Source organism: Pseudomonas sp. D1-1, from assembly GCF_051132225.1.
Classification (GTDB): Bacteria; Pseudomonadota; Gammaproteobacteria; order Pseudomonadales; family Pseudomonadaceae; genus Aquipseudomonas.
This window is the reverse complement of record NZ_CP071676.1, coordinates 3,572,054-3,587,746: the sequence shown is the minus strand read 5'-3', so window position 1 is coordinate 3,587,746 and position 15,693 is coordinate 3,572,054. Positions and strand designations below refer to the sequence as shown.

The 15,693-nt window shown below is 62.3% G+C and carries 13 protein-coding genes; 5 read left to right on the top strand and 8 right to left on the bottom strand.

The window, feature by feature from the left end; translation table 11 throughout:
- Positions 1-166: 166 nt before the first annotated feature.
- From J3P86_RS16025 to J3P86_RS16000, 6 genes are read right to left on the bottom strand one after another with little or no spacing between them, the layout of a single operon-like run.
- The gene (locus J3P86_RS16025) at positions 167-526 is read right to left on the bottom strand and encodes a Na+/H+ antiporter subunit G (RefSeq protein ID WP_434698400.1); all 360 of its coding nucleotides are present in this window, start codon (positions 524-526) and stop codon (positions 167-169) included.
- Positions 523-801, bottom strand: a complete 279-nt coding sequence (locus J3P86_RS16020) for a K+/H+ antiporter subunit F (RefSeq protein WP_434698399.1) — start codon at positions 799-801, stop codon at positions 523-525. The genes J3P86_RS16025 and J3P86_RS16020 overlap by 4 nt, the downstream gene beginning before the upstream one ends.
- Positions 798-1,286 carry a Na+/H+ antiporter subunit E gene (locus J3P86_RS16015; RefSeq protein WP_434601137.1) on the bottom strand — a complete coding sequence of 163 codons (489 nt, stop codon included), beginning with the start codon at positions 1,284-1,286 and terminating at the stop codon, positions 798-800. The genes J3P86_RS16020 and J3P86_RS16015 overlap by 4 nt, the downstream gene beginning before the upstream one ends.
- Positions 1,283-2,968: a monovalent cation/H+ antiporter subunit D gene (locus tag J3P86_RS16010; protein ID WP_434630232.1), complete on the bottom strand. Its 1,686-nt coding sequence runs from the start codon at positions 2,966-2,968 to the stop codon at positions 1,283-1,285. The genes J3P86_RS16015 and J3P86_RS16010 overlap by 4 nt, the downstream gene beginning before the upstream one ends.
- On the bottom strand, positions 2,965-3,309 hold the full coding sequence (locus J3P86_RS16005; protein ID WP_003202835.1) for a Na+/H+ antiporter subunit C: 345 nt from the start codon (positions 3,307-3,309) through the stop codon (positions 2,965-2,967). Before J3P86_RS16005 ends, J3P86_RS16010 begins: the two co-directional genes overlap by 4 nt.
- Positions 3,309-6,233, bottom strand: a complete 2,925-nt coding sequence (locus tag J3P86_RS16000) for a monovalent cation/H+ antiporter subunit A (RefSeq protein WP_434698398.1) — start codon at positions 6,231-6,233, stop codon at positions 3,309-3,311. The genes J3P86_RS16005 and J3P86_RS16000 overlap by 1 nt, the downstream gene beginning before the upstream one ends.
- 255 nt (positions 6,234-6,488) lie before the next feature.
- On the opposite strand from J3P86_RS16000, the gene J3P86_RS15995 reads away from it, so the two are divergent.
- The 3 genes from J3P86_RS15995 to J3P86_RS15985 all read left to right on the top strand — a co-directional run bounded on the left by J3P86_RS15995 (position 6,489) and on the right by J3P86_RS15985 (position 10,927).
- Positions 6,489-9,065 carry an S-type pyocin domain-containing protein gene (locus tag J3P86_RS15995; RefSeq protein WP_434698397.1) on the top strand — a complete coding sequence of 859 codons (2,577 nt, stop codon included), beginning with the start codon at positions 6,489-6,491 and terminating at the stop codon, positions 9,063-9,065.
- Positions 9,066-9,070: 5 nt separating this feature from the next.
- Positions 9,071-9,346, top strand: coding sequence for a bacteriocin immunity protein (locus tag J3P86_RS15990; protein ID WP_434630238.1), 276 nt, complete (start codon positions 9,071-9,073; stop codon positions 9,344-9,346).
- 81 nt (positions 9,347-9,427) lie between these two features.
- Complete coding sequence (locus J3P86_RS15985) at positions 9,428-10,927, top strand: bacteriocin immunity protein (RefSeq protein WP_434698396.1); 1,500 nt, start codon at positions 9,428-9,430, stop codon at positions 10,925-10,927.
- 249 nt (positions 10,928-11,176) lie between these two features.
- Here J3P86_RS15985 and J3P86_RS15980 read toward each other — a convergent pair whose 3' ends face one another.
- A complete protein-coding gene (locus J3P86_RS15980) occupies positions 11,177-12,109 on the bottom strand; it encodes a DMT family transporter (protein WP_434630242.1) in 933 nt (310 codons plus the stop codon).
- 91 nt (positions 12,110-12,200) lie between these two features.
- On the opposite strand from J3P86_RS15980, the gene J3P86_RS15975 reads away from it, so the two are divergent.
- Together J3P86_RS15975 and J3P86_RS15970 are read left to right on the top strand one after the other, a co-directional pair.
- Positions 12,201-12,764, top strand: a complete 564-nt coding sequence (locus J3P86_RS15975; RefSeq protein ID WP_434630244.1) for a helix-turn-helix domain-containing protein — start codon at positions 12,201-12,203, stop codon at positions 12,762-12,764.
- 151 nt (positions 12,765-12,915) lie between these two features.
- Entirely contained in the window at positions 12,916-14,355 is a 1,440-nt protein-coding gene (locus tag J3P86_RS15970; RefSeq protein WP_434630246.1) for an FAD/NAD(P)-binding protein, read from the top strand.
- A gap of 159 nt (positions 14,356-14,514) precedes the next feature.
- Here the strand turns inward: J3P86_RS15970 and J3P86_RS15965 are convergent, their stop codons facing one another.
- Positions 14,515-15,630 (bottom strand): Gfo/Idh/MocA family protein, encoded by a 1,116-nt coding sequence (locus J3P86_RS15965; protein WP_434630248.1) that lies wholly within the window; start codon positions 15,628-15,630, stop codon positions 14,515-14,517.
- Between the last annotated feature and the right edge of the window lie 63 nt (positions 15,631-15,693).

The window sequence follows — 15,693 nt, the reverse complement described above, 5'->3', positions numbered from 1 at the left end:
TATAGGCCGAACCCACTGTGGCGAGGGGATTCATCCCCGTTGGGCTGCGCAGCAGCCCCAAACTCTGTCACTTCGGTGTGTCAGGCTCATGGTGATCAGGCTTTTGGGGCTGCCGTGCAGCCCAGCGGGGATAAATCCCCTCGCCACAACAATGTCCGACTCAAGCCTAATTGGGCTCATTCCCGCGACTACTTACCTCCGCCGGTACGTCATCGCCGGCCATACGCTTGCGGAACAATGCCGCCCGGGCCAGCAGCAGGGTGGTCACCGGCACCGTGATGGACAGCAGGATCGGTATCAACCACGCATGCAGCACCGGCCCGGACTTGATCGCGGAAAAGTAGATGATCGAGGCAAGGGCAACGCACCAGGCACCCAGCGTCGACGCCAGGGCAGGGGGGTGCATGCGCTGGAAATAATCCTTCAACCGCACCAGGCCGATTGCCCCGAGCAGGGCGAACACGCTGCTGGCCACCAGCAGGATCGCCACCGAAATTTCCACCCACATCGACAGCTCGACATTCATTCGATCACCTCGCCACGCAAGAGGAACTTGGCCAGGGCAAACGAGCCGACAAAGCCGAACAGGGCGATCAGCAGCGCGGCCTCGAAGTAGGTGTCACTGGCATAACGGATGCCCAGCACCAGCATCATCAGCATCGCGACGATGTACAGGTAGTCGAGGGCCAGGACCCGGTCCTGCGCCGAGGGGCCTTTGAACAGGCGCACCAGGGTCAGGACCATGGTCAGGGAGAACAGGAACAGGCCCAGCAGGATGGCATTGGACAGCAACGGGCTCATTCGAAAATCTCCATCAACGGGCGCTCGTAGGTGGCCTTGAAGTGCGCTATGAATGCGCCTTCGTCCTCCAGATCGAACACGTGCATCAACAGGATGCTGCGGTCCAGCGCCAGCTCCGACCAGACCGTCCCGGGAATCACCGTGGTGATCATTGAAAGCACCGCCAGGCCATTGGCGTCGTGCAGGTCCAGCGGCACCTTGACGAAACGCGAGCGAGGCGGGCGGCGTCCGGCATTCAGTACGCCCCAGGCGACGGCCAGGTTGGATACCAGCACATCGCGCCCCACCAGCAGGAACAGCCGCAGCATGACCCAGGGCCGGCGGATGCGAATGGGCCGCGGCCGCAGCGGACGCATCATCAATGGCGCCAGGAAGCCCAGCGCCGCGCCCAGCAGCAGATGGCCGGCGCTGACGGACAGGTTCAACAGCAGCCAGAGCAGCCACAACGCCAGCGACAACCAGGGTGCGGGAAACAGCCGCTTCATGGTTGCACCGCCTGCACTTCGGTGTCGGCTTGTGGGTTGGGGACGGCGCGGGTGGCAAGCACCGCCATCACATAATGTTCAGGTGTGTTCAGCGCGTCGGCGGCGGACTGGGTGTAGCGCAGCAGCGGCTCGGCCTTGAAGGTCAGGGCGATTCCGAGGCCGAGCAGCGCGATGATCGGCACGCATTCGAACGGCCGCAACAGTGGCGACGGCCGCTCCTGTGGCGTCCAGAAGCGCTGGATGCCCAGGCGCGAGAAGGCGATCAGCGCGGCGAGCCCGGACAGGATCAACAGCGCCAACAGGCCCCAGGCGGCGGCAGAGACGGGCGTGTCGGTACTTGCTCCGAGCCCTTGGGGGTTGAGCAACGCGTTGAGCAGCCCGAGTTTTGCGATGAAGCCCGAAAGCGGTGGCATGCCGATAATCAGCAGCGCACAGGCGATGAAGCTCAGGCCGAGGAAGGCCATGGTCCAGGGGATCACTTGGCCGACTACGGCTTTCTGTTCGTCGTCGAGGTTGATGCCTTTGGGCGGCTGCAGCGATTCCAGTGGGCGCGGCAGGCTGTCGAGATCGTCTTCCAGCGGCAGATCATTGGCCGAGCGTGAACGCTCGATCAACTCGGCCAGCAAGAACAGCGCGCACAGCGCCAGGGTCGAGCTCACCAGGTAAAACAGTGCCGCCCCCACCAGGTTTGGCTGGGCAAAACCGATGGCTGAGAGCAGGATGCCGGCCGAGACCAGGATGCTCAGGCTGGCCATGCGCTCCAGGCGCTGGGCCGCGAGGATGGCGATGGCCGCGCAGGCGATAGTTGCCAGGCCGCCGTAGACCAGCCAGTCAGCGCCAAAATAGGCCGAGGCGCCGGCCTGCCCGGAAAACAGCAAGGTCCACAGCCGCAGGATGGTGTAGACGCCGACCTTGGTCATGATCGCAAACAGTGCCGCCACCGGCGCACTGGCTGCACTGTAGGCCGGCACCAGCCAGAAATTCAGCGGCCACATGCCGGCCTTGGCCAGGAACGCCACCGCAAGGATCGCCGCGCCGGCGTGCAGCAGGCCGCGGTCGGCTTCCGGCACGAGGGGCACCTTCAGGGCCAGGTCGGCCATGTTCAGGGTCCCGGTGACGCCGTAGATCAGGGCTGCGCCAATCAGGAACAGCGACGAGGCCAGCAGGTTGATGGAAATGTAGTGCAGCCCGGACGACACCCGCGCCCGGCCCGATCCATGCAACATCAAGCCGTAGGACGCCGCCAGCAGCACCTCGAAAAATACGAACAGATTGAACAGGTCCGCCGTGAGGAAGGCCCCATAAAGCCCCATCAGCTGGATCTGGAACAACGCATGGAAACTCGCCCCGGCCCGGTCCCAACGGGCCATGGCGAACAGCAGCGCGCAGACGCCGATGATGCCGGTCAGCACCAGCATCAGCGCTGACAGGCGATCGACCACCAGCACGATGCCGAACGGCGCCTGCCAGTTACCGGGCAGATAGACGCCAATGGAAGCGGGCAGCGCCTGCTCCTGGGTCCAGTGCAACAACAGCACGGCGATGCCCAGGCCCAGCAGGCTGGAGAACAGATTGATCCGCGCCTTGAGCGGGCGGTGCTTCTCGCCGAGCATCAGCATCACCGCGGCGGTCAGCAACGGAAGCAGGATGGGCGCGGCGATCAAGTGTGGCGTCAACGTCATTCCTTCGGCTCCCGGCCGTCCACATGGTCGGTGCCGGTCAGGCCCCGGGACGCGAGCAGGACTACCAGGAACAAGGCAGTCATGGCGAAGCTGATCACGATGGCGGTCAGTACCAGGGCCTGGGGCAACGGATCGGTGTAGTGCAGCAGGTCCTGGGGTACGCCGTCCTTGATGATCGGCTCCTTGCCGATGAACAGGCTGCCCATGCTGAAGATGAACAGGTTGACGCCATACGACAGCAGGCACAGGCCCATGACCACTTGAAAGGTCCGCGGCCGTAGCACCAGCCAGACGCCGGAGGCGGCCAGTACGCCGATTGCGATTGCGATGACTTCTTCCATCAGGCGTTGGCTCCTTTGAGAGGGGCGACGGGTTTGGCGTGCAGGCCCGGCTTGTGGGCGCGCACTGACTGGTGGGCCAGGGCAGTGAGAATCAGCAGGGTCGAACCGACCACCACGGCATAGACGCCGATGTCGAAGAACAGCGCGCTGGCCAGGTGAATATCCCCCAGCAGCGGCAATTCGAAATGCCAGGTGTGCGTGGTCAGGAACGGATAACCCGCCGCCAGCGCCCCCAACCCCGTGGCGCTGGCGAACAGCAGCCCGGTGCCCATCCAGCGCAGCGGTCGCAGGCTCATCTGCGCTTCGACCCACTGGGTGCCGGCGACCATGTATTGCAGGATGAACGCCACCGACATCACCAGCCCGGCCACGAAACCGCCGCCGGGTTGATTGTGGCCGCGCATGAACAGATAGAACGACACCACCAGGGCAATCGGCAGCAACAGGCGAACCAGCACCGACGGCACCATCATGAAGCCCAGCGCGGTATCGCTGGCGTGGCGCGGGTTGACCAGGTCGGTGACCACGTCCGGCGCCAGCAGGCGTTGTTGCGCCGGCAGTTGCATGCTTTCCTTCGGTGGACGGAAGCGCCGCAGCAGGGCGAACACCGCCAGGGCCACAGCCGCCAGCACGGTGATTTCCCCCAGGGTGTCGAAGCCGCGGAAGTCCACCAGCATGACGTTCACCACATTGCTGCCGCCGCCCTCAGGCAGCGCGCGGCTGAGGTAGAACGAGGAAATGTCGTTGGGGGTCTGGCGCGTCAGCATGGCATAGGACAGCAGCGCCATGCCGCCGCCCACCGCGCCGGACAGCAGCAGGTCCCGCAGGCGCCGGATGCGCGCGCGCCGTTCGCTGTTGGGCCGGGGCGATACGTCCTCGATCCGTCGGGGCAACCAGCGCAGCCCCAGCAGGATCAGCACCGTGGTGACCACCTCCACCACCAGTTGCGTCAAGGCCAGGTCCGGTGCCGAGAACCAGACGAAGGTCACGCAGGTCATCAGGCCGCAGACGCTGACCATCGTCAGCGCCGCGAGACGGTGATACTTGGCTTGCCAGGCCGCGCCCAGGGCGCAGGTGATCGCCAGTACCCACAGGGTGACGAACACCACGGAGCCGGGAATCTTCGGCCGGTCGCCCCAGACCAGCGTGCTGTGCAGCATCGGGATCAACCCGGCCAGGAGCGCCGCCAGTACCAGCAGGAACAGTTGCGCCTGCAGGCGCCGAGTGCTGATCTTGCGCTCCAGCCGGCGGCCGTGGCGCATCATCAGCACCAGGCAGCGTTCGAACAAGCGCTTGCCGCTGAGGCGGCCGATCAGCGGCGGATGCTTGATTTGGCCTTGCTTGAATTGCTTGCGCAGCAGCAGGTACAGGACGATGCCCGCGGCCATCGCCACCAGGCTCATGAGCATGGGCGCGTTCAGCCCATGCCAGATCGCCAGGCTGTATTCGGGCAGCGGGCCGCCCACCACGGGGAGTGCGGCGGCAGCCAGCAACGAGCCGACCACCTGGGCCGGGAAAATCCCCACCAGCAGGCAGGTGAATACCAGCACCTCGACCGGCGCGCGCATCCAGCGTGGCGGTTCATGGGGCGTATGAGGCAGGTCGCTGGCGGTGGGGCCGAAGAACACGTCCACGGTAAAGCGCAGGGAGTAGGCGACGCTGAAGGTGCCGGCGATGGTGGCGATGATCGGCAACGCCAGTTCGACCCAGGCGGTGGCCGAGATAAATACCGTCTCGGCGAAGAACATCTCCTTGGACAGGAAACCATTGAGCAACGGCACCCCGGCCATCGCCGCGCTGGCGACCATCGCCAGGGTGGCGGTGAACGGAATCAGTCGCACCAGGCCGCTGAGCCTGCGGATATCCCGCGTGCCACTTTCGTGGTCGATGATTCCGGCGGCCATGAACAGCGAGGCCTTGAACGTGGCGTGGTTGAGGATATGAAACACCGCCGCCACCGCCGCCAGCGGACTGTTGAGACCCAGCAGCAGGGTGATCAGCCCGAGGTGGCTGATGGTCGAATAGGCGAGCAGGCCCTTGAGGTCGTTCTGGAACATCGCGCAGTAGGCGCCCAGCACCAGGGTGCAGGCCCCCGCGCCGCCGACGATATAGAACCATTGCTCGCTGCCCGATAATGACGGCCACAGCCGCGCCAACAGGAAGACACCGGCCTTGACCATGGTTGCCGAGTGCAGGTACGCCGACACCGGTGTGGGTGCGGCCATGGCGTGGGGAAGCCAGAAGTGGAAGGGGAACTGAGCACTTTTGCTCAAGGCGCCGATCAGGATCAGCGGCAGCAGGACGGGGTAGAGGGCGTGGTCACGAATCAGGTTGCCGGCGGCCAGGACCCTGTCCAGGTCATAGCTGCCCACCACATGGCCGAGCAGCATCACACCGGCCAACAGGCACAGCCCGCCGGCACCGGTCACCATCAACGCCATGTAGGCGCCGCGTCGGGCGTCGGCGCGGTGATGCCAATAGCCGATCAGCAAGAACGAGAACAGACTGGTCAGTTCCCAGAAGAACACCATCTGGATCAGGTTGCCGGAGATCACCAGCCCGAGCATCGCGCCCATGAACGCGAGGAAAAACGCGAAGAAACGCGGCACCGGATCTTCCGGCGACATGTAATAGCGGGCATACAACGACACCAGCGTGCCGATGCCCAGCACCAGCAACGAGAACAGCCAGGCAAAACCGTCCAGGCGCAGCACGAAATTCAGGCCGAGGCTTGGCAGCCAATCATATTGTTCACGGATTACGCCGCCATCGGCGATCTGCGGGTACCACAAGGCCACCTGAACAGCGCCGGCCAGGGCTACGAGGCCGGCCAGCAGCGATTCGGCGTTACGGGCGTTATGCGGTAACAGCGCCGCGACACAGCTGCCGATAAAGGGCAAAAGCAATAGAACTATCAGTGACATAGGCTTCTATTCGGCAAGGGATGTCCGGGATCATACGTGGCGTATTCCGGATCACCAACCGCCAGGGTGTCGCAGAATCCTACAGGGTAGGTGGAGTTTCCTGACTTTGCGTTGTTTGGGCGAGGGGACGCCGCGTCCGAATCCGCCACGAGTACAGCAACCACGCAACTAAAAAATATCCGGGCGCTGTACATATGTACCGCACCCGAACGCGGTTCCATCGCCACTGTGCGCCATACAGAAAAGGAGAACTGTATGGCAAAGCGAACATTCAGCGATGGATCAGATGGAACGGTAGTCATCAGACCGGGGCGCCCCTCATCGGGCGGCGGTTCCGGCGGAGGGTATGGCGGCGGCTTCGGAGGAAACCGCGTCGGAGCAACAGGCGGTCCCAAGCGTTCAGCCAGGGGGATGAAAAAGCGGCGGCAAGCGACGCTCAAGCGCCAGGCCGAGGAAGCGAATGCCGCTGCAAAAGTGAAAGCAGACTCTGTGAAAGCCAAGGCTGCGGCTGCCGCAAACGCCAATGAGCAGGCACGCCAACAAGCACTGGCGACCATGGTGCAACGCCACACCTCCACCCGGGCCGAGGTGGATCGAAACTTCGCGAATAAAAAGCAACAACTCGAGACGTCGCTTCAAAAGGAAATTTCGGCAGCAAAACGGCCACCCGCCTCGAACTCGACCGAGCGTTGGCAGCTTTACACCATCACCAGAGAAAAAAGCGAAATCGACGGGCTGATCGCCCGCAAGACCCAGGAACTCAACGCCAGGAAACTCGCTGCCCGCGTCTTTGATGGACAGGATCCGCTCATACGTTCGGTGAACGACTACCGCACGCGACTGGATCAGTTCGGCGCCGCGCTCGATGACGGTCATCGACTCTGGGAGCAGAGTTACACCGCGGCCCAAGAGGCGCGGCTGCTGTCCGAGCTGATCAGGGCCTTGAGCGAAAAATCCGGCACGCTGGCCCGATACCATGCCGAACAGACGGTGGTGTGGCGTGAACGGGAAGCTGTCTGGGAGCGCCAGCGTCAATACGCCGAACAACGGGCGGCGCGGATCCGCTTCAAACAGCAAGTTGATGAAAGCACGCGGCTGGAGAGGTTCCGGCAAGTCCATACCCTGAGCATACCTGCGCCTTCGTTGACTGCGGGCGGCATGGTACTGACCCGTGACGCCGTGTTCGTCGGCCAGCAAGCCGCAGCGGTGTTGGAACAGGCTGTCGCCACTTCCGTCGAAACGCTCAAGGACTACGGGCGGATCCTCGCCAGAACGGGGCCGGTCTTCGTCACGGCGATGGTTTACTCACCAACGCTGGGCGACGGCGAACTGACTTCAGAACAACGCAGCCGCCTGTTCCAAGGCGTCGGCGTACCGGCGCAAGCGCTCGGTCTCACCGACGGACCCGCGCTGCAATCGATTGCTGATGCAGGCGGTTCGGTTGAGTTGGCGTACCGGCTCAAGCCGCAAGTTGTGGCTGAAGGCACAGCGCTTAACATTGCCAGCACCGGCGACACCATCGGCGCTCATGTTCCCGTCATCAACGCGCAATTTGATCCGCTGACCGGCCTCTACAACGCAGAAGTCCCCGGCTCACCGACCCGACACCTGCAATTTACCGCCGATGCCGCCAGCCAGGCGATGCCTGCAAGCCAACCGGTTCTGACGGCGATGGCGCCTCAGGTGGAGACCTTGCCAGCGGGCGTGGACCTGCGCATTCAAGACTGCATCGTCTGCGTTCCCGGTTTGCCACCGACCTATTTCTCATTCGATTTGCCGCCGCTGGGCTCGGGCATCGTCACGGGCGCCGGCAAGCCGGCTGCGAATGATTGGTGGAGCACGGCCAGCCAGCCCCAAGGCGCGGCCATTCCCGAGCAAGTCGGTCATCAGATGCGGGCGCAGCCAATAAAGTCCTTCAGTGCCTTCGACCAGGCACTGTGGCGCGCCCTCGCCGAGCACCCAACGCTGTCGGTGTCGGGCAACGCCGACGAAATCAACAAAAAACGCATCGAACGCGGCTTTGCCCCCTATGCGCCGAAAAGCACGTGGGTCGGCGAGCGTCGCGAATTCGAACTGCGTTATCAGAACCGGGCCGAGCTGGGTGAAAACCCTTTCAATCTCGACCGCATCAGCATCGCCACGCCAAACAGCCTGCTGGGCAGGCCGGGCATCGTACCGGCTGTCATCCCCTGGCCCGCGCCTCCAATCGGCAAAGGGACCCGGACACCCCTGGTCCCGCCGGGCATCGAACAGCTTGGTCCGACCACCTCACCGATTACACCGCCACTCTCGTCGGTATATCCCGGCAATCCTGTCATCCCGGTCCTACCGGAAAACGAGACGTTTCCGGCTGTTGATCCGGGGCAAGTCGGTGCCAATATTCCTGGGTATCCGGGCGATATGGAGCTGCCTTCGCCGGATGCGCTGTTTTATGACCGGCGGGATGATCGTGGCGTGGCGCTCGGGTTTGGGCAGCCAGTCTCAGGCATTTGGTTGGGGGAGGCGGCGAGGACAACCGGCGCACCTATTCCTGATCGGATTGCGGATCAGTTGAGGGGGAGGGAGTTTGCGAACTTTCATCGGTTCAGGGAGGCAGTTTGGAAGGCCGTGGCGGCGGATGTGGAGCTGGGTCAGCAATTTACCGGCATCAATTTGGATAGGATGCGAAATGGCCAGTCACCATACTCCATAAGAAAGGACCAAGTAGGAGGACGAAAAGTATTTGAACTCCATCATGAGATTGAAATTTCAAAAGGTGGTGATGTGTATAACGTGGACAACATTCGTGTACTTACGCCCAAGCGTCACATCCAACACCACAGGGAGGGTTAAGGATAATGATCTTTAAAGAAGCGCTGGAAGATTATACCGAGCTGGAATTTTTATCCTTTCTCGGGGAGCTATTCCATCATACGAGTGATCTTAAAGGGCAGGAGCTGGGGAAGTATCTGGATAAACTGGTTGATCATTTCGAACTTATTACAGAACACCCCGACGGTTCAGATGTTCTCTTCTACCCAAAGGAGGGCCAGGAAGACAGCCCCGAAGGCATCCTGAAAGAAGTCAAGGAATGGCGCGCCCGCAATAACAGACCCGGCTTCAAACCGGAATAGACCAAGCCCCGTGTACGCATCTGCTCGACCAGTCGAGCAGGTGCGTTACCGAGCATGCACGCTAAACAAGGAAAGCCATAGATGGAACTTAAACCCAAGCTCCAGGATTACACTGAAACCGAGTTTCAGGCGCTCGTAGGAAAAATCTGGAATGTCGACATGGGCAAAGAAGAGCATGACCGACTGATCAACCACTTCGACCGAATCGTCGGGCACCCCAAAGGTGCGGACCTGTTGTTTTACCCCGAAGACACCGAGAATACGAACGCCCCGGAAACGATTGTCCACTTCGTAAAACAGTGGCATTTCAAAAAGAACGTTATTCCCTTCAAGGGCGGGGTACTGCCTGCCCCGGCCAAGCCCGCACCCCGCTTGAGCATGGCGCAACACGCGACGGCAAGGGCCAAGCGCGAGCTTGCCAATGCACAGCGGTTGGCCTCGGACATCACCGCCGCAGAGCAGACGGTTGAAAAGGCCTTTACCCAGCTGCAGCTTATTACCCAGCAACGACAAAACCAACCCGATGCAGAGCAGACGCTGGACGCACTCAAGCAGGCGATGCGGCGACTGGAGCAGGCACAACACGAAGTGGTCATCGCCGTTCACACGTTTGAGCGCTATAAAATGCGTGTCGAGTTCGCCTTGAGTGGCGCCCAGCGTGATCTCACCTATAACAAAGCCGACCAAGCGCTCTGGCAAGCGAATGCACGGCAGGCCACCGCCAATCATGACCGTTATCTTGCGCGTTTGTCCTCTATCGCTCAGCGCAATGCCGTTCTTCATGCCGCCGCTGAAGCGGTACTGGAGCGTTCCTCGCAGCAACTCATGCGGTTACGCGGGCAGGACAACGGCTCGGTGTTGTTTCGTATGTCCGCGATCCAGGATATGAGGCGTCCGAATCTGCTGCTAAGCGACGCGCCGCCGCTAAGAACCAGTCAACAGGTGGACTTGCAAAAATCCATTCGTTCAGCTGTCGCCGAGTTCAATTGGCTGATGACGCATCCAGAACAGGCACACACCGGGCAATATGCCGGAGTCCTTAGTTTTGATCTTGTCAGTCGAACCAAAGAAGTGCGTTTTGGCCTGTGTGTTGCGCTGGCCGAGATGTCTGCAATCGAACAAGACTGGCAGGCTCTCGCCGCACGGAAGGGCGAGGTGGAGTTGCCGTTGCGAATGGGCACGGCAATGATCGCGACAAAACCCGGCAGCCATTTCAGGGGCCTGAAAGAAATACGTGAGCTTTTTCAGATATACATCACGCCTGCCACCGGTGTGTTGCCGTCCAAGGTGCGCGTGAGGTTGGCGGTTTGGGATGGAGCTGGACGGTTTTTTCGCTTGACCACGGACGGCCCGCAACCACGAGTGCTCGAATGGACCTTCGCAGACTCCATGGAGGCGTCGATGGCATCCGAGCAAAATCGACTCGATTCTGCCGGTTTTATTCACTCATCGCCGGTACCGACGTTGGAATCCTTCGACTCCATTGGAGAGGTTGGATTTGATGACTACGTCGTGGTATTTCCCCAAGACTCGGGATTGGAGCCGCTCTATGCTGTGTTCAACGAGCGTCGCGACTCGTGATCGAAGGCGCTCGGGTAGGAGATAGCGCTCAATAGCGCGGCATACACATAACCCGTGGCGAGGGAGCTTGCTCCCGCTGGGGCGCGCAGCGGCCCTGAAACCTGGCGACGCGATATTCCAGGTTGATTGGGTGGTCTGCGGGGGGCTGCCGCGCAGCCCAGCGGGAGCAAGCCCCCTCGCCACAGGTTCAACAGGTTCAATCCACCACCACAGGGAATTTTTTCGCGGCTATTCGCTGATTGATCGGTATTACTGCTCGCGCTCAAGCACCTTGTCCACTTCGACACCGGCTTTGCTTCGAGTCTTCAGCTCACTGACGATCACCGCCGCCACAATCAACCCGGCGCCCACCAGGGCGATCGCCGGCAACCGTTCGCCGGCCAGGCGCCCGGCAATACCCGCCCACACCGGTTCGCCGGCATAGATCAGCGTGGCGCGGGTCGGCGAGACGCTTTTCTGGGCCCAGTTCATTGCCACCTGGATCGCCGCGCTGGCGGCGCCCAGGCCTACGGCGCTGATCAGCAGCAGCCAGGAAAAACCGGGAATCACTTCCCGGGTCGGCACCACCATCAGAAACGCCAGCACGGCGGTACTGGCCAGTTGCACGACCGTGACCCGGCGCACATCCACCTGGCCGGCATAAGCGCTGATCAGTATGATCTCGGCGGCGATCGCGATGGCGCTGATCAGGGTGGCGATTTCCCCCGGACTGAAATTCAGCGACGCGCCGGCCGGGCCGGACACCAGCATCAGCCCGGTGAACGCGAGCATGATCCCGATGCTCGGCATCAACCCTGGTCGGCGGCCCAGCACCAGCCATTGCAACAACGGCACGAAGGGTACGTAGAGGGCGGTGATGAAGGCCGATTGGCTGCTGGGGATGGTTTGCAGGCCGACCGTCTGCAGGCCATAGCCGAGCATGATCGCCACACCGATGAAGGCTCCGGCCTTGAGTTCGAACCAGGTCAGGTCGCGCAGGTGCCGCCAGGAGAACAGCGCAACGAATGCCGCCGCAGCGGCAAAGCGCAAGCCTACGAAGAACATCGGTCCGCTGACGGTCATCGCGTGCTGGACCAGCAGGAATGTCCCGCCCCAGATCATCGTGATCAGCACCAGCACGCATTCGGCCTTGCTGAACCGTGAGAAACGGGAGGAAGCTTGCGGGGAGTTCACCAATGCCATGATCTTGCGCGCCACTTGAGGTGGACGCACAATGCGCCCGAACGAATAAGTTGGGCAGTATAATGCGCAACCCCGGCAGATGAGCAATATAGTGCACAAAGATAATGGCCAGCGGGCATCGGTCCTGCAACACGTCAGCCAGAACGTCCGTCGCCTGAGGCATGCCGCGCAGCTCAGCCAGACGGCGCTGGCCGAGCTGTCCGGGGTCAGCCGGCGGATGCTGGTCGCCATCGAAGCTGGCGAAAAAAATGTCAGCCTGACCACTCTGGACCGTGTCGCCGAAGCGTTGGATGTGGCCTTCAGCGATTTGATCCAGGCTCCGGATGCCCGCGACCCGAGCCGTATCAATGAGCTGGCCTGGGCCGGCGTGATTCCAGGCAGCAAAGCCGTATTGTTGGCCAAGGCCACCGCCAACCGCGAAGTGGAACTTTGGGAATGGCGCCTGGAGCCCGGCGAGCATTATGTCTCGGAGCCTGACGCGGACGGCTGGAGCGAGCAGCTTTATGTATTCGAAGGTTGTTTGACGCTACTGCTGGGCAGCGAGGAGCGTCGAATCGAGGCCGGTGAATTTTTCATGTTTGCCAGCAACCAGCCCCATGCCTATCGCAACAACGATTTGGTGGCGGCGCGGTTTGTGCGCAATGTGGTGATCTGAACTTCCATTGCATCGCGAGTGCTACCAAAGAACGCTTCCGGAGCATCAGGCGATGGCAGTAAGGTAGCGTCTCGTCGTTCCGTTGCTTCGGCGCCCCGTCAGGGCCTTGAGCTGCGAATGATAACCGCTGTTTTCATGACGGAAGCGTTCGATGACTGACGTGCCAACCTCGATTCCCCGTTCCGCCGATGTCCTGATCATCGGCGGTGGCCTGAGCGGTGCCATGTTGGCGGCGCAACTGCTGCGCCTGCCAGGCCAACGCGAAGTGTTGATTGTCGAGCCGCGCAGCGAGTTGGGCCGGGGCGAGGCCTACAGCGCGGTGGAGCTGGGCCACACCTTGAACGGTAACGCGGCGCGCATGAGTGTCGACCCGGACAACGCCGACGATTTGACCCAATGGCTCACCACGTTCATCGAAGCCGGCGGCTGGCCCGAGTCGGATCAGCAACACGTGCCGATCAGCGAGCTGTTTCCGCCCCGAGGAATGTTTGGCCTCTACGTACAGCAACGTCTAGCCGAAGCTCGCGAATCGGGCGCACAGAACGGTTCGACCGCCGAGCATGTGCGCGGGGAAGCCGTGGACCTGCGGCTTGCCGACGGTGGCGTGATGGTGACGCTGGGCGACGGCCAGGTCTTGCATGGCCGTTTTGCGGTGCTGGCCACCGGCATGTTCCCGGCGGCGCGCACCCCGCAGACCGAGTCCAGCGGCTTGAACGCCGCAGCCCTCGATCCTTGGGATGTGGCCGTGATGCGCCATCTCGATCCGCAGTCCACGGTACTGATCATTGGCTCGGGACTGACCATGGTCGATGCCGTGGTGTCTTTGGAGCAGGCCGGGCACCGTGGGCCGATCGAAGTGTTTTCCCGCCATGGCCTGTTGCCTCACGTGCGTCGCCAGCCACCGGCCTGGGTGGATTTCCTCGCCGAAGATCACAACTTGCGTTCGCCATTGCAGTTGATGCGTGCGCTGCGCGAGCAGTGCCGTAAAGCCGAGGCCGAGGGGATCGATTGGCAGGCGCCGCTGGATACCGTGCGCGCGCACATCGGGCGTTTGTGGAACCAGGCCAGCGACGTGCAACGTCGACAGTTCGTCCGGCATGTGCGGCCGTGGTGGGAAAGCCACCACCATCGCTCGCCGCCGTTGAGCGCGGAACTGGTGGCGCGTCTGCATGGGGAAGGGCGGTTGCGGATTCAGGCGGCGTCGTACAAGGGGCTGGTATCGGCTGGCGAAGGATCAGTGGCAATCAACATTCGCCGACGGGGCGAGGCTGGACTGGAAGTGGTGCAGGGCGCCGCGTTGATCAACTCCAGTGGTATCGAATACGATTGGCGCCGGGTTGCGCGACCGTTGCCGCAGCAGTTGCTGGCACGAGGTCTGGTCCTGCCCGGTCCCTTGGCACTGGGCATCGCCGCGCGTGCAGATGGCGCGGTGTTGGACGCCCTTGGCGAGCCGGCCAGTCGCCTGTTTGCCATGGGCCCGCCATTGCGCGGGGTGTGGTGGGAAAGCACCGCCGTGACGGATGTCGCGAGCCAGGCCAAGACGCTGGCCGCGCGCTTGATTGAGTTACAAACCCAAAAAAATTCAGACTGAACATGCCCCCTGTGGCGAGGGGATTCATCCCCGTTGGGCCGCGTAGCGGCCCCAAAGGATCTACTGACACACCGAGGCGTCAGTTTCAGGGGCGCTTCGCACCCCAGCGGGGATGAATCCCCTCGCCACAGAGTATTTCCAAGGTGTGAAAGTCGGTGATTAGAGCTCCCTGACCTTCACCCAGCGCTCCTCCCGCGCCGCTGTGCGAATCGCCGCCGCCAGGCGCTCGACTTCCCAGGCTTCTTCGAAATCCGTCCCGTTGCCGCCATCGCCCGCGAGGGCCATGACCAGCTCCTGGACTTCCAATGTCTTCAGTTCGTTGTACCCCAGCTGGTGCCCGGCCGCCGGGCTGAAGGCGGCGTAGCCCGGCAGGTCGGGGCCGGCCAATAGTCGCTGGAAACCTGCCTGGCCGGCGCGGCACAGGCGCAATTCATTCAGTCGTTCCTGATCGAAGGCCAGCGTCCCGAGGGTGCCGCTGATCTCGAAGCTCAAGTGGTTCTTGTAGCCGTGCTTGAGCCAACTGCTGCTCACCGAGCCCCGGGCGCCGCTGGTGAAGCGCAGCAGCGCCTGGACCTGGTCGTCAACTGCAATGACCCGCTGTTCGATCGCGCCGGCGCTGGCCGGACGTCGGTTGTGGACGGTCTGGCTGTCGGCACACACCGAATCGACAGCGCCCAGCAGGTAACGAGCCATGGCCAGCAAATGACTGCCCAGGTCAGCCAGGGCGCCGCCGGCATGCTCGGCTTCGCAGCGCCAGGACCATGGGGAGGTCGGGTCGGCCATGAAGTCCTCGCTGAATTCGCCCTGGAAGCTGACGATCTGCCCCAGCTCGCCGCGCTGGATCATTTCCCGCGCCAACCTGATGATCGGGTTGTGCTGATAGTTGTAGCCGACGCGTGTCACCACCCCGGCCGCCTTGGCGGCCTGGCGCATCCGCTCGGCCTGTTCCAGGGAGACCGCCAGTGGTTTTTCGCAATAGACCGGCTTGCCCGCCGCCAACGCGGCCATGGCCATCGGAAAGTGCAGATGGTTGGGCGTGGTAATGGCGATCAACTGGACGTTCGGGTCGTCGATCAGTTGTTGCCAGTCGCTGTGAGCCGTCTCGAAGCCCCAACTCTGTGCACATTGGCGCGCACGTAGCGGATCGGCGTCGGCCAGGGCCGCCAGTTTCAAATTCAGGGGAAGGTCGAACACCGCCTTGGCGTTATGGAATGCCAAAGCATGGGCACGGCCCATGAAGCCGGTGCCAATCAGACCGATGCCGAGTTCGCGCATGAGAAAGAGCCCTTTGAATTGTTATTTTCAGAAGGCTCTTTATGGAATAAATATTCTCTAATT

Coding starts and splice junctions, on each gene's coding strand:
- J3P86_RS16025 (WP_434698400.1), bottom strand. CDS start 526: ATGAATGTCGAGCTGTCGATGTGGGTGGAAATTTCGGTGGCGATCCTG.
- J3P86_RS16020 (WP_434698399.1), bottom strand. CDS start 801: ATGAGCCCGTTGCTGTCCAATGCCATCCTGCTGGGCCTGTTCCTGTTC.
- J3P86_RS16015 (WP_434601137.1), bottom strand. CDS start 1,286: ATGAAGCGGCTGTTTCCCGCACCCTGGTTGTCGCTGGCGTTGTGGCTG.
- J3P86_RS16010 (WP_434630232.1), bottom strand. CDS start 2,968: ATGACGTTGACGCCACACTTGATCGCCGCGCCCATCCTGCTTCCGTTG.
- J3P86_RS16005 (WP_003202835.1), bottom strand. CDS start 3,309: ATGGAAGAAGTCATCGCAATCGCAATCGGCGTACTGGCCGCCTCCGGC.
- J3P86_RS16000 (WP_434698398.1), bottom strand. CDS start 6,233: ATGTCACTGATAGTTCTATTGCTTTTGCCCTTTATCGGCAGCTGTGTC.
- J3P86_RS15995 (WP_434698397.1), top strand. CDS start 6,489: ATGGCAAAGCGAACATTCAGCGATGGATCAGATGGAACGGTAGTCATC.
- J3P86_RS15990 (WP_434630238.1), top strand. CDS start 9,071: ATGATCTTTAAAGAAGCGCTGGAAGATTATACCGAGCTGGAATTTTTA.
- J3P86_RS15985 (WP_434698396.1), top strand. CDS start 9,428: ATGGAACTTAAACCCAAGCTCCAGGATTACACTGAAACCGAGTTTCAG.
- J3P86_RS15980 (WP_434630242.1), bottom strand. CDS start 12,109: ATGGCATTGGTGAACTCCCCGCAAGCTTCCTCCCGTTTCTCACGGTTC.
- J3P86_RS15970 (WP_434630246.1), top strand. CDS start 12,916: ATGACTGACGTGCCAACCTCGATTCCCCGTTCCGCCGATGTCCTGATC.
- J3P86_RS15965 (WP_434630248.1), bottom strand. CDS start 15,630: ATGCGCGAACTCGGCATCGGTCTGATTGGCACCGGCTTCATGGGCCGT.